Origin of the sequence: Kitasatospora sp. NPDC057965 (genome assembly GCF_042887135.1) — a bacterium.
Taxonomy (GTDB): domain Bacteria; phylum Actinomycetota; class Actinomycetes; order Streptomycetales; family Streptomycetaceae; genus Kitasatospora.
Genome location: NZ_JBHVPZ010000004.1, coordinates 307,784 through 320,242, shown reverse-complemented (window position 1 = coordinate 320,242; position 12,459 = coordinate 307,784). Strand labels below are relative to the sequence as shown.

The window sequence follows — 12,459 nt, the reverse complement described above, 5'->3', positions numbered from 1 at the left end:
CTGACGAACTGTCAATGCCACCCGCCGAGAGGTCCTAACCTCTGGCTGTGACTTTCAGCCAGACCCTTGCCCTCGCACCAGCCCGTCCCGACCTCACCGCTCCCCCGATAGGAACCCTCAGCCCGCCCGTCCCCCGCACGGCGCTCGCCGAGGTCCTGCGCCGCTACCGGGTGGGCCGCCTGCTCACCGCCGAACCCGTCGCCGAAGGCCTGCTGAACCGCGGCTACCGGGTCACCACCGAGGCCGGCGGCTACTTCCTGAAGTGCTACGTGGACGCCGCGACGGCCGGTCGCGAGGCCGTCGCCGCCCACCACCGCGCGATGGACGCGCTCGCCGCCCTGGGCCTGCCCGTCGCGCCCCCGCTGGCCCTCGCCGGGCGGACCGCCACCATCGCCGCGTTCGGCGGCCGGCTCTTCGCGCTCTTCCCCTGGGTGGACGGCCGGCACCGGCACGGCACCGAGCTGTCCCTGCCGCAGTGCGCCTCGCTGGGCGCGCTGCTCGGCCGGCTGCACGGCGCGCTCGACGAGGTCTGCGCGCCGGCCGCACAACCCTCCGGCTACCGCAGCGCGGACCCGCTCGACAGCGCCGTGCTCGCCCGCGAGCTGCGCCGCCGGGCCCGTGAGCACCAGCCGCACGGCGAGCTGGACATCCTGGTCGAACGCCGGCTGACCGAACGGCTGGAGCTGCTCACCGAGCACGCCCACCGCCGTCCGCTCCCGCAGGCCGCCCCGCCCACCGGCTGGACCCACGGCGACTTCCACGGGCTCAACCTGCTGCACCACGACGAGCGGATCACCGCCGTCCTGGACTGGGACAAGCTCGGGCCGCAGCCGCGCGCCGAGGAGGCCGTCCGCGCGGCCACCCTGCTCTTCAACGACCGTGTCACCGGAGTGCTCGACCTCGTCCGGGTCCGGCACTGGTCGCAGTCCTACCGGGCCACCGGCGCCGCCACCGCCGAGCACCTGGCCGCCGCGGCGCACCGGGTCTGGTGGGAGCGGCTGAACGACTTCTGGATGCTCCAGTGGCGCTACCAGCGGGCCGACCACCGGGCCGACCCGCTCTACCCCGCCTCGGCGGGCCAGTTGGCGTGGTGGTGCCAGGAGTACGAGCAGGTCCTGGACGCCTTCGCCAACTGACCCGTCGGGTCAGCCGGTGGTGGCCGTCGGCTGGGTCGTGGGCTGCACCGGCGGCTTCGGCGTGCCGCCGCCGCCCGCCGGCGGCGTCGTGCCCGCGCCGCCGCCCCCGGTCTGCGGCGGGTTGGTCGCCGGAGCCGTGGCCGTGGCCGTCGTCCCGCCGCCGCCCGTCCCCGTGGTCGGGGCGTTGGTCGGCGGGGCGGTGGCCGCCCCGGTCGGCGTCGTGGGCTCGGTCGTCGGCTTGCCGCCGGTCATGGTCGGCGTCGGCGTCGGGCTAGGCGTGTTGTGCTTGCCGCCCGGCTGGCTCGGCTGCTGGTTCTGGTTGCCGCCGCCGTTGTTGTTGCCGTTGTTGTTGTTGTTCGTGTCCGTCGGCTGCTGCGGACGCTTGCTGTTCTGGCCGCCCTGGGCGGGGGGCGTGGTCGTCCCGGAGCTGGGCGCGGTGGTCTCCGGCGCCGTCGAGACCACCCCGGCGGACGGGCTGGTCCCGCCCGGCGTCCCCTTCGGGGCGTCGTCGCCGCCGCTGAGCGCCAGCGCGATGCCGGCACTGGCCGCGACCACCACCGCCACGATCCCGGCCACCCAGCGCCACGGCCCGCGCTTGCCGGAGCCGTGCCCGTGCCCGCCGCCCTCGTGCCCGTCACCGGAGTCGCCGCCGTACGACCCGCCGGCCGCCGGGTAGGGCGAGGCCGGCGTGTGCGGGCCGCCCGGCACCTGGTAGGGCAGCACCGTCGTCGAATCGCCCGGGACGCCGGCTCCGAGCACCGCCGTCTCGTCCGTGCCGACCGGCGGCAGCCCGCCGCCGTGCACCGGCGCGGCACCGACGGCCCAGCCGCCGGTGCCGCCGGTCAGCTCGCGCAGCGCGTGCTCGATGTGCGCGCGGAACTCGTCGGCGTCCTGGAAGCGGTCGTCCGGGTTCTTGGCCAGCGAGCGCAGCACCAGCGGGTCCAGGCCGGCCGGCACCCGCGGGTTGGCCTGCGAGGGCGGCACCGGCTGGTCCTGCACGTGCTGGTAGACCACCGACAGCGGGGTGTCACCGGTGAACGGCGGGCGCAGCGTCAGCAGTTCGTAGAGCATGCAGCCGGCCGCGTACAGGTCGGAGCGGTGGTCGACCGGCTTGCCCAGCGCCTGCTCCGGCGAGAGGTACTGCGGGGTGCCCATGACCATGCCGGTCTGGGTCATCGTCGAGGCCGTGCCGGTGAGCGCCCGGGCGATGCCGAAGTCCATCACCTTGACCGCGCCGTTGGTGGTGATGATGACGTTGGCCGGCTTGATGTCGCGGTGCACGATGCCGTGCCGGTGGCTGTAGGACAGCGCCTCCAGCACCCCGGCGATGATGATCAGCGCCTGGTCGACCGGCGGCGGCGCCGTCTCGTCCACCAGCAGCTCGCGGACGGTCCGGCCCTCGACCAGCTCCATCACGATGTACGGCGTCGACTCCTCGCCGACGTACTCCTCGCCGGTGTCGTACACCGAGACGATCGCGTGGTGGTTGAGCGCCGCGACGGCGTGCGCCTCCCTGGTGAAGCGCAGCCGGGCGATCTCGTCCTGGGCCAGTTCGCCGCGGAGCAGCTTCACCGCGACGGTCCGGCCGAGCCGGACGTCCTGGGCGGCCAGCACCTCGGCCATGCCGCCCCGGCCGAGCCGGTGGGTCAGCCGGTAGCGGCCGTCGCCGACCGTGCCCAGCGGGGCCGCGGTGCCCCGGCCGGGCGTCTGCGGGCCGCCGTACGGCGGAAGTGCGGTCGTGGCGGCGTCGCTACCGGGCTCGGGCCTCGGGGCCCCGCCGGCCGGACCGGTCGCCCAGGCCCCGTCGTCGTCGCCCGGATGCTGCGTCTGTGCCATCGCTCCTCGCCCCGGGCCTTCGCTCGGATCGCGGTGCCCTGTCGCTCGTATCCCCGAACGCTACCGTCTCCGACCGACCCCTGTGGCACGCGCGATCCGGACGGAACGCGTCAGAGCAGGCCATTCCGGTCGGCCGGACCGTCGAGGCGCAGCACCGTGGCGGTCTGGCCCGAGACCCGCGAGTTGGGACCGGTCTTGGTGTCCCGCTCGGCCCGGTTGACCACGATCGCGATGATGATCACCGCCAGCACGATCACGCCGACGATGATGCCGACGATGACCAGCGCGGTCGAACAGCCGCCGCCGCTGGAGGCCGGGGCCGGCTGGAACGGCGGCGCCGGCATCGGGTGCGGCGGCGGGGTGTGCGCCTGCTGCGGGAAGGGCTGCGGGGTGTGCGGGGCCTGGAAGGCGGGCGGCGGGGTCTGGAACGGCTGCTGCTGCGGCGCCGCGAACGGCTGCGGGGTCTGCGGCGCCTGGAAGGCGGGCGGCGGGGTCTGGAACGGCTGTTGCTGCGGCTGCGGGAACGGCGTCGGCGTCTGCGGGACCTGCGGCGCCGCGTGCACCGAACGCGGACCGTCGGTGATCACCAGCGGGTTGCTGGCCGCCAGCGGGCTGCCGCCGCCCTTGGCCGCGCCGATCAGCCGCTCCGCCTCGTCGCGCATCGCGGCCGCGCTCGGGAAGCGGTGCGCCGGGTCCTTGCGCAGCGCCCTGGCCACGAACTCGTCGACCGCCGGGGTGATCCGCGGGTTGAGCGTCGACGGCGCCGGCGGCGCCTCCTGCACGTGCTTGTAGGCGATCGAGAACGCCGAGTCGCCGTCGAAGACCAGCTGGCCGGTGAGCATCTCGAAGAGCATCACGCCGACCGAGTAGAGGTCGGAGCGGGCGTCCACCGGCTTGCCGAGCGCCTGCTCGGGCGAGAGGTACTGCGGGGTGCCGACCACCATGCCGGTCTGGGTCATCGAGGTGACCCCGCTCTCCAGCGCGCGGGCGATGCCGAAGTCCATGACCTTGACGTTGCCCTTGCGGTCGAACATGACGTTGCCGGGCTTGATGTCGCGGTGCACCAGGCCCATGTCGTGCGAGGCCTCCAGCGCGTTCAGCACGCCGACGGTGACCCGCAGCGCCTCCTCGGCCGGGATCGCGCCCTGCTGGGCGACCGCCTCGTTGATGGCGTCCCGCAGGCCCTTGCCGTCGATCAGCTGCATGACGATGTACGGGGTGCTGGACCCGTCCGGGGCGATGTCCTCGCCGCTGTCGTACACCGTGACGATGTTGGGGTGCTCCAGCCGGGCCACCGCCTGCGCCTCGCGGCGGAACCGCTCCTTGAACGAGTCGTCCCGGCCCAGCTCGGCGTGCATGCTCTTGAGCGCGACCTGACGGTCCAGCACGCTGTCGTACGCGAGGTGGACCGAGGCCATGCCGCCCTCGCCCAGCACCCGCTGCAGCACGTACCGCCCGTTGCCCAGGGAGTAGCCCTCGACCGCCGCGTTGCCGTGCTCGCTCATGGTCCTCTGCTCCCCCTCGGTGCGGCACTGCCGCCGCGACCGTGACGTTCGGTCTCGTCCGTGCGTGTGCGGGCCCGGCCCGCTGGCCCGCCCGCCCCCTGTCGCGGCGCTCGCCCGGCCTGCGACAGGGGCCCAGGGTATCGGCTCACGACGAGGCCGACCGGCCCAGGGCCGACACTGTGTCCAGGTCGCGACCGGGTACCGGCCGGTGGTGCGTCCGGCACCGGCACGCCGTGCGGCGCCCGGTGCCCCACGGCCCCGACACGGGGCCGTGGCGGTACGGGTACGGCCTACAGGTACGGGCCGGAGCGGATGCCGCGGCCCTCGCCCGGCTCGTCGCCCTCCGGCTCCCCGCCCTGCAGGCCCGGCGGCAGCGCCCGGCGCATCTGCTCCAGCTGCGCCCGGGCCGCCATCTGCTGGGCGAACAGCGCGGTCTGGATGCCGTGGAACAGCCCCTCCAGCCAGCCCACCAGCTGCGCCTGCGCGATCCGCAGCTCGGCCTCGGTCGGGATCGAGTCCTCGGTGAACGGCAGCGAGAGCCGCTCCAGCTCGGCGACCAGCTCGGGGGCCAGGCCGAGCTCCAGCTCCTTGATCGAGCTGGCGTGGATGTCCTTCAGCCGGGCCCGGCTGGCCTCGTCGAGAGGAGCCGCCCGGACCTCCTCCAGCAGCTGCTTGATCATGCTGCCGATCCGCATGACCTTGGCGGGCTGCTCGACCATCTCGGTCACCGGCAGCTCACGCGGGCCGTCCCCCTCGTCACCGCCCGCCATGCCGATCGCCCCCTGGCCCACCGGCAGCCCGTCCGGTCCGACGATCAGCACCTTCTGGCCGTCCTGCGACTGCCCGCCCATGGCCTGGTGGAACTCGTGGGACGAGCGCTCGTTCATCGGATTCGTCATGAACCACATTCTCCCTCACTGGGATTGCCCGGGTGGAGGGCCCCGGCCACCCGGGAACGACGCTACGCCCCGGACGCGGGGGCCGGTATCCGTACGGATACTCAGTCCGCCCGGGTACCGGGGCGGGCGCGCGGCGGGGCGCGCGGGTCAGCCGCGTCGCAGCCGCAGGCCGATCAGGCCCAGTCCGCAGCCGATCAGGCCGAGGCCGGCGCCGAGCGGGAACTGCCGGGTGGAGGCGTCGTCCCAGCGGGTGGGCAGCACGACCGGTCCGGCCGCGACCGTCTGCGGACCGGGCAGGCCGAGTGCCAGCGCCTCGCTCCCGGAGCCGTCGGCGGGCTCGGCCGGGGCCGGGGCGTCCGGGGCGGGGTCGGCCGCGGTGGCCGCGGGCTGCTCCGGCGGCTGCTCGACCGGCTGGTCCGGACTCTGCTCGACGGCCTGCTCGGGCACCTGCTCGGGCGCCTGCCCGGCGCGCTCGGGCGCCGATCCGGGATGGTGCCGCTGCCGGCGCTGCTGCCATCCGGCCTGGGAGGCGCCGGAGCGCGGATGCCCGGCCCGCTGCCACCCGGGCGCACCGGCCGGGACGACAGCGGACGAGGACGCGGACGCGGTGGCGGCGGCGGCGATCACCGACGGGTCGGCGGTCTCGGGCACCGGGGCGACGGAGGAGGAGGGCCCGGCGGAGGGCTCATCGGCGGGCTCCGCCTCGGATCCCGTTCCGGCCTCCGTTCCGGGCTCCGTTGCGGGCTCCGCCGCAGCGGCGGACGGCTCGGGCGTCACGGACGCCGCCGGGGACGGCCGGTCGCCCGGCAGGGCAACCGCCGCCGGGCCGACCGCCAGCGGCACGGCCAGACCGAGCGCCGCCACCAGCAGCAGCCGGGCCCGCCACCCGGCCCGGCGGGCACCCGGACGGACCCGGCCCCGGACGCACCCGGGCGACCGGCGGGAGGGGGACGACGGTGATGCTGCGGGCAGCGGCCCGAGGAACGCGGACGAAGGTGCGGGCACGGTCGAGGTCCTTCCGCGACGGCCGACCGCGCGGGGCGGGATCGGCGGCGGGACAGCTCCCGTCCAGACTCACACACACCCGCATTCCGGGCATGTCGGACGGCCCGGACCGGCGGAGCACGGATCCCCCGGAGCCGCCACCCCGCCGGCCGCGCCCGGGCTCAGACCCGCAGCACCACCTTGCCGACCTGCGTACCGGCCTCCAGCACCCGGTGCGCCTCGGCGGCCTCCGTCAGCGGCAGCACCCGGTCGACCACCGGCTTCACCACCCCGGAGGCGACCAGCGGCCAGACGTGCTCGCGCACCGCCGCCACGATCGCCGACTTCTCGGCCAGCGGCCGCCCGCGCAGATTGGTCGCGATCACCGCGCCGCGCTTGCGCAGCAGGGTGTTGAGGTTCAGCTCGCCGTTCACCCCGCCCTGCAGCCCGATGATCACCAGCCGCCCGTTGACCGCCAGCGCGTCCACGTTCCGCTGCAGGTACTTGGCGCCCATGATGTCGAGGATCACGTCCGCCCCGGCGCCGCCGGTGGCCTCCCGGAGCACCTCGACGAAGTCCTGCGTGCGGTAGTCGATCAGCACGTCGGCACCCAGCTCCGCGCAGCGGGCCAGCTTCTCCGGGCCGCCCGCCGTCACCGCCACCCGGGCGCCGATCGCCTTGGCCAGCTGGATCGCCATCGTCCCGATGCCGCTGGCGCCACCGTGCACCAGCACCGTCTCGCCCGGCCGCAGGTGCGCGGTGAGGAAGACGTTGGACCACACCGTGCAGACCACCTCCGGCAGCGCGGCGGCCTGCTCCGGGGTCAGCCCGGGCGGCACCGGCAGCAGTTGGCCGACCGGCACCGCGACCCGCTCCGCGTAGCCGCCGCCGACCAGCAGCGCGCAGACCTCGTCGCCGACCGCCCAGCCGGACACCCCGGGGCCCAGCGCGGTGATCCGGCCCGCGCACTCCAGGCCGGGGTGGCGCGGGCTGCCGGGCGGCGGATCGTAGAAGCCCTGCCGCTGGAGCAGGTCGGCGCGGTTGACGGCGGTGGCGGCCACCTCGACCAGGACCTCGCCTTCCCCGGGCACCGGGTCCGGCACCTCCGCCCAGACCAGCGCCTCGGGCCCGCCGGGTTCAGGAATCGTCATCGCATGCATGGCCCGACGCTACTGCCCGCCGGCCGCCCCGCGGGCGGGCGACCCGCGCCGTCAGCCGGCCAGGTCGGGCAGCAGCACGGCGCCGGGCAGCGCGGCCAGCACCGCTCCGGGCAGGATCAGCTTGCCGCGCCGCCGCCCGCTGCCCACCAGGACGAAGGGGGCGGCCGCCACCGCCTCGTCGACCAGCAGCGGCCAGCCGGCCGGCAGGCCGACCACGGTGATCCCGCCGTACTCCATGCCGGTCGCCTCGACGGCGGTGTCCATCGGCGCGAACGAGGCCTTGCGCGCCTCCAGGTGCTTGCGGACCGTGCGGTTGACGTCGACCCGGGTGGTCGCCAGCGCCAGGCAGGCGGCCAGGGTGGTCTCCCCGCCGCGCTTGGCGGCGACCACCACGCAGTTCGCCGAGGCGTCGAGCGGCACGTCGTAGGTCTCGCAGAAGACCGCGGTGTCGGCCTTCTCCGGATCGGTCTCGACGTACAGCACGGACCGGGCGGCCTCCCGGTCCTCCCAGCCCGCCAGCGCCTCGGCCACCGGGGCGACCAGCCGGTCGGCCACCTCCAGCGCGGGGGCGAAGAAGTCGAAACTGCCGAACGGGAGCTGCGGTTGACCGGTCATGGCGGCAACCCTACGCGCCGTCCGCCGACTTGATGACGATCACCCGGTCGGTGATCTGCAGCGTCCGCGCCTCCGGCTCGGTGTAGTTGATCACCCGCCGGCCGCGCACCACCGCCACCACCAGGTCGTCGAGTTCGCGCGGGCTGTGCCCGGCCTCGGCCCGGGTGACCGGGCGCTCGACCACGTCCAGGCCGTTGCCGTAGGTGAGCAGGTCCTCCATCACCGCTCCCGCGTGCGGGCTGAGCATCGACATGCCGAGCAGCCGGCCCGCCGAACTGGAGCTGGTGACCACCACGTCGGCACCGCTCTGCCGCAGCAGCGGGGCGTTCTCGTCCTCCCGCACCGCCGCGACGATGGTCGCCGAGCGGGTCAGCTGGCGGGCGGTCAGGGTGATCAGCGCGGCGGTGTCGTCCCGTTCGGGGGCGACCACCACCCGGGCGGCGGTGGGCAGTCCGGCGCGCAGCAGGGTGTCGGTCCGGGTGGCGTCGCCGACCACGCCCACCAGGCCCTGCTGGGCGGCCTGGTCGACCACCCGGCGCTGCGGGTCGACCACCACGATCTCGTCCTTGCGGGCGCCCTGCCCGAGCAGGGTGTCGATGGCGCTGCGGCCCTTGGTGCCGAAGCCGATCACGACGGTGTGCTCGCGCACGGTGGACCTCCAGCGGTTCAACCGCCACTGCTGACGGGTGCGTTCGGTGAGCACTTCGAGGGTGGTGCCGACCAGGATGATCAGGAAGAGCACCCGCAGCGGAGTGATCACGAAGATGTTGGTGAGCCGGGCGCTGTCGCTGAACGGGGTGATGTCGCCGTACCCGGTGGTGGAGAGCGTCACCGTGGCGTAGTACGCCGAGTCCAGGAAGCTCAGCCCGCCGCCGGCGTTGTCGTTGTAGCCCTCGCGGTCCAGCCAGACGATCATCGTGGTGGCCACCAGGACGCCCAGCGCCAGCAGCAACCGGGAGCCGACCTGCCGCACCGCCGGCGCGGTGCGCCGGGCCGGCAGCACGATCCCGGAGTCGGCCCAGGGCTCGGTACCGGGTGTGGTCGGTCCGGCCAGCCGCTCGCGGACGCGTCGGACACTCATGGCACCTCCAGCAGTTCGATCTCGTCACCGGCCGCCGCGCCGCCCGGCGGCACCACCGCCAGCGCCTCGGCCCGGGCCAGGCCGCGGAGCATCGCCGGGCCGTCGTGGCGGAGTCGGACCACCCCGCGGGCGGTCCGGCGGACCGGCAGCAGCCGGGTGTCCACCGGGTGGCCGGGCAGCGGGTCGACGGCGGCGGCCAGCACCGGCTCGCCGCTGCTCCGCCCGGCCAGCGCGCGCAGCAGCGGCAGGGCGAGCGTCACCGTGCCCGCGACCGCGGCCAGCGGATTGCCGGGCAGGCCCACCAGGTGCCGGCCGCCGGGGAGTTCGGCCAGCACCATCGGGTGGCCGGGGCGGACGGCGACCCCGTCCACCAGCAGCCGGGCGCCGCACTCGGCGAGCGCCCGGTGCAGGAAGTCCACCGGGCCGGCCGCCGTCCCGCCGGTGGTGACCACCACGTCCGCGACGGAGTGCCGCAGGGCGTCCCGGAGCAGGCCGAAGTCGTCCCGGACGGCACGCGGTTCACCGGTCTCGGCGCCGGCCGCGCGCAGCCACGGCGGCAGCAGCGGGCCGAGCGCGTCCCGGACCAGGCCGGGCCGGGGCAGGCCGGAGCCGAGCAGTTCGTCGCCGAGCACCAGCAGCTCCACCACCGGGGGACGGTGGACGGCCAGCCGGTCGTGGCCGCAGGCGGCGGCCAGGCCGAGCACCGCCGGTCCGACCTCGGTCCCGGCCGGCAGCAGCACCTCGCCGCGCCGGCACTCCTGGCCGCGCGGCCGCACGTCCTGGCCGGTGGTCAGCGCACCGGGGATCCGCTCGGACAGCAGCGTCGCACCCGGCTCACCGTGCTCACGGCGGAGCACCGCGGTGGCACCGGGCGGCAGTTGGGCGCCGGTGGCGATCTCCACGGCGGCGCCGTCGGCCAGTGGACCGTCGGCGGGGTGCCCGGCGAGCAGCCGGCCGGCCACCTTCCAGGGGCCGGGGCCGGCGACCGCCCAGCCGTCCATCGCCGAGGTGTCGAAGGCCGGCAGGTCGCTGAGCGCGATCAGCGGCTCGGCCAGGGTGCGGCCGAGCGCGCCGTCCAGCGGCAGGCTCAGCGACGGCAGCACGGGGCGGCCGGCCCGGCGGGCGGTCTCGCGGGCCGCCGCCCAGCCGGCCGGGCGGGCCGGGGCGACGGCGGTGCGTTCCTCGATCACGCTCACGGCTGTCCCGGGTCGTCCGTCCGGGCCGCCGCCCAGCGCTCGGCGAGCGCCTCGGTGCGCCGGGACGCCTCGGCGACCGCCTCCGGGCCACCGCCGCGACGCGCGGCCGCGTAGCCGATCAGAAAGGCGGTCAGCGGGGCCGCGGGGCGGTCCACCCCGTGCGCGACCACCCGGGCCAGGTCGAGCAGGCCGCGGACGTCGACCTCCAGGTCGATGTCCAGCTCGGCACGGACCTCGGCGATCCAGTCATCCAGCGTGCGCTCCATGCGAACATGCTGCCCGATCGGTGGTGGACCCGGGATGTTTGTCCGGTGAGCGGCGCGCGTCGTTTCGCTCACGTCCGGGCCCCCGCCCCGTGAGCCGGCCGGTCCGGCCGGGATCAGCCCGCGCCGCCGCCGCGTTCGCGGGCCTGCTCCAGGTCCTCCCAGGTGTCGCAGTCGTAGGTGACGTCGTCGGTGTCGGCCAGCCGCAGGGTGGGCAGGGCGCCGGTCAGCCGGCGCAGCGGGAGCCCGGCGGGGTCGCCGGCGGCGGCCAGCGCGGCGCGCAGGGCGGCGGTGCGGTAGGCGGCGGCGAGCGGCTGGTCACGGCCGGCGGCGTCGACCAGCACGGCCGCCGCGGTCTCCGGCCCGGCCCCGTCGAGGGCGGCGACCAGCCGGTGGACGGTGCGCCGGTCGAGGAACGGCAGGTCGGCGGCGAACAGCAGCACCAGATCGGCGCTCACCTCGGCGAGACCGGCCGCGACGGCGGCCACCGGCCCGCCGCCGGGCGGGCGCTCGCGGGTCCAGCGGACCCCGGGCCGGGCGGTGGGCCGGGCCGGCCCGACCACCACGGTGGTCCGGGCCTCCGCGCAGGCGGCGAGCACCCGGTCCAGCAGGGTGGTCCCACCGACGGTCAGACCGGGCTTGTCCGCCCCGCCCAGCCGCCGGGCGGCGCCACCGGCCGGGACGATCACGTCGTACGGCGTCATGCCGCCAGTATCCGCCGGACGCTCAGGCGGTGGACCCGCCGTCCTCGGGCTCCCGCTCGGCGGGCGCTTCGGCGTCCGGTCCGGCCCCGGTCCCGGCGTCCGGTTCGGCCTCCGCCCCGGGCTCGGCGTCCGGTTCGGCCTCCGCCCCGGGCTCGGGCTCGTCGCCGGGCTCGGCCGGCGCCCCGGCCGCAGCACCGGTCCCGGCGGCAGCCGTGTTGGCGGCGGCGCTCAGCTCCAGCACGACCGGCAGGGTCAGCTCCCCGTACCGCCGGTTCACCGCCGCGACCAGCGCCTCCGGGTCGTCCGGGTGCTCGGCCAGCAGCCGGTCGAAGTCCTGCAGGTACTCCCCGGTGAAGGCCAGCACCCGGGCCGCGTCGTCGCCCTGTTCCGGCGCCCGGTGCCCGGCGATCACCCGGTCCGCGCCCAGCTCGGCGATCCGGCCCAGATTGCGGACCCAGCCGGCGCGCTGCTCCGGCGTGGTGTCGGCGGTCCAGACGTGGGTGCCGTTGTACACGAAGTCGCCGGCCACCACGGTGCGGACGCTCGGCACGTGCACCACCGTGGAACCGTCGCAGTCGGCCTGTCCGAGCAGCAGCACCGGGATCACCTGCCGGTCGATCATCAGCGGCTGGGGCAGCAGCGGGGCCGGGACCAGCGGATGGTCCGGGATGTCGTCGCCGAACACCGGCTTCCACTGGGCGACCTTCGCCGCGGCGGTGCGCAGAATGCCGTCGACCACCGGCGGCGCGGCCAGCAGCTGCGCCTCGGGGAAGAGCCGCAGCACCTCCTCGGCGCCGAAGTAGTGGTCGGGGTGCTGGTGGGTGACCACGATGGCGAGCAGCCGCCGGCCCTTGCCCGCCACCCACTCGGCCAGCTCGCGGCCGGCGCTGCGGGTGAGCTGGGCGTCGACCAGGATCGCCGTGTGCTCGCCGAGGATCAGGGTGGAGGTGGCGAAGAAGGCCGACTCGGGGCCGGTGAAGACCTCGACCTCCAGCGGCCGGACCGGCGCCCCGGCGGCGGGCGCCCCGTCGACCGGGTCCGCGCCGGCGTTCTCCTCGGACGGGGACGACGTCACTGGCT

Annotated in this window: 11 protein-coding genes and 1 pseudogene; 1 reads left to right on the top strand and 11 read right to left on the bottom strand. The window is 76.0% G+C overall.

The genetic code is table 11. The annotated features are described in order from the left end of the window. Window positions 1-47 precede the first annotated feature (47 nt). Window positions 48-1,136, top strand: coding sequence for a phosphotransferase enzyme family protein (locus ACFVVU_RS07255; RefSeq protein WP_387788655.1), 1,089 nt, complete (start codon window positions 48-50; stop codon window positions 1,134-1,136). A gap of 9 nt (window positions 1,137-1,145) precedes the next feature. Here ACFVVU_RS07255 and ACFVVU_RS07250 read toward each other — a convergent pair whose 3' ends face one another. From ACFVVU_RS07250 to ACFVVU_RS07200, 11 genes and pseudogenes are all read right to left on the bottom strand, one after another. Then, a complete protein-coding gene (locus ACFVVU_RS07250; protein ID WP_387788654.1) occupies window positions 1,146-2,972 on the bottom strand; it encodes a protein kinase in 1,827 nt (608 codons plus the stop codon). Window positions 2,973-3,082: 110 nt separating this feature from the next. Then, the gene (locus tag ACFVVU_RS07245; RefSeq protein WP_387788653.1) at window positions 3,083-4,477 is read right to left on the bottom strand and encodes a protein kinase; all 1,395 of its coding nucleotides are present in this window, start codon (window positions 4,475-4,477) and stop codon (window positions 3,083-3,085) included. A gap of 290 nt (window positions 4,478-4,767) precedes the next feature. Next, the gene (locus ACFVVU_RS07240) at window positions 4,768-5,376 is read right to left on the bottom strand and encodes a bacterial proteasome activator family protein (protein ID WP_380683320.1); all 609 of its coding nucleotides are present in this window, start codon (window positions 5,374-5,376) and stop codon (window positions 4,768-4,770) included. Window positions 5,377-5,523: 147 nt separating this feature from the next. Then, a complete protein-coding gene (locus tag ACFVVU_RS07235) occupies window positions 5,524-6,381 on the bottom strand; it encodes a hypothetical protein (protein WP_387788652.1) in 858 nt (285 codons plus the stop codon). Window positions 6,382-6,542: 161 nt separating this feature from the next. Next, entirely contained in the window at window positions 6,543-7,520 is a 978-nt protein-coding gene (locus tag ACFVVU_RS07230; protein ID WP_380683318.1) for an NAD(P)H-quinone oxidoreductase, read from the bottom strand. Window positions 7,521-7,571: 51 nt separating this feature from the next. After that, window positions 7,572-8,135: a YbaK/EbsC family protein gene (locus ACFVVU_RS07225; RefSeq protein WP_380683317.1), complete on the bottom strand. Its 564-nt coding sequence runs from the start codon at window positions 8,133-8,135 to the stop codon at window positions 7,572-7,574. Between the two features lie 10 nt (window positions 8,136-8,145). After that, the gene (locus ACFVVU_RS07220; RefSeq protein ID WP_387788651.1) at window positions 8,146-9,216 is read right to left on the bottom strand and encodes a potassium channel family protein; all 1,071 of its coding nucleotides are present in this window, start codon (window positions 9,214-9,216) and stop codon (window positions 8,146-8,148) included. Continuing rightward, window positions 9,213-10,406, bottom strand: a complete 1,194-nt coding sequence (locus ACFVVU_RS07215) for a molybdopterin molybdotransferase MoeA (RefSeq protein WP_380683315.1) — start codon at window positions 10,404-10,406, stop codon at window positions 9,213-9,215. The genes ACFVVU_RS07220 and ACFVVU_RS07215 overlap by 4 nt, the downstream gene beginning before the upstream one ends. Before the next feature lie 2 nt (window positions 10,407-10,408). Beyond that, window positions 10,409-10,666: pseudogene (locus ACFVVU_RS07210) on the bottom strand (DUF6457 domain-containing protein); the annotation flags it as partial. Window positions 10,667-10,791: 125 nt separating this feature from the next. Then, window positions 10,792-11,379 (bottom strand): molybdenum cofactor guanylyltransferase, encoded by a 588-nt coding sequence (locus ACFVVU_RS07205; protein WP_380683314.1) that lies wholly within the window; start codon window positions 11,377-11,379, stop codon window positions 10,792-10,794. Window positions 11,380-11,401: 22 nt separating this feature from the next. Then, on the bottom strand, window positions 11,402-12,454 hold the full coding sequence (locus tag ACFVVU_RS07200) for an MBL fold metallo-hydrolase (RefSeq protein ID WP_387788650.1): 1,053 nt from the start codon (window positions 12,452-12,454) through the stop codon (window positions 11,402-11,404). Window positions 12,455-12,459 lie beyond the last annotated feature (5 nt).

Excerpts from the sequence above, each read along its gene's own strand:
- ACFVVU_RS07250 (WP_387788654.1), bottom strand. The coding sequence starts at position 2,972 with ATGGCACAGACGCAGCATCCGGGCGACGACGACGGGGCCTGGGCGACC.
- ACFVVU_RS07220 (WP_387788651.1), bottom strand. The coding sequence starts at position 9,216 with ATGAGTGTCCGACGCGTCCGCGAGCGGCTGGCCGGACCGACCACACCC.
- ACFVVU_RS07230 (WP_380683318.1), bottom strand. The coding sequence starts at position 7,520 with ATGCATGCGATGACGATTCCTGAACCCGGCGGGCCCGAGGCGCTGGTC.
- ACFVVU_RS07245 (WP_387788653.1), bottom strand. The coding sequence starts at position 4,477 with ATGAGCGAGCACGGCAACGCGGCGGTCGAGGGCTACTCCCTGGGCAAC.
- ACFVVU_RS07240 (WP_380683320.1), bottom strand. The coding sequence starts at position 5,376 with ATGACGAATCCGATGAACGAGCGCTCGTCCCACGAGTTCCACCAGGCC.
- ACFVVU_RS07205 (WP_380683314.1), bottom strand. The coding sequence starts at position 11,379 with ATGACGCCGTACGACGTGATCGTCCCGGCCGGTGGCGCCGCCCGGCGG.
- ACFVVU_RS07225 (WP_380683317.1), bottom strand. The coding sequence starts at position 8,135 with ATGACCGGTCAACCGCAGCTCCCGTTCGGCAGTTTCGACTTCTTCGCC.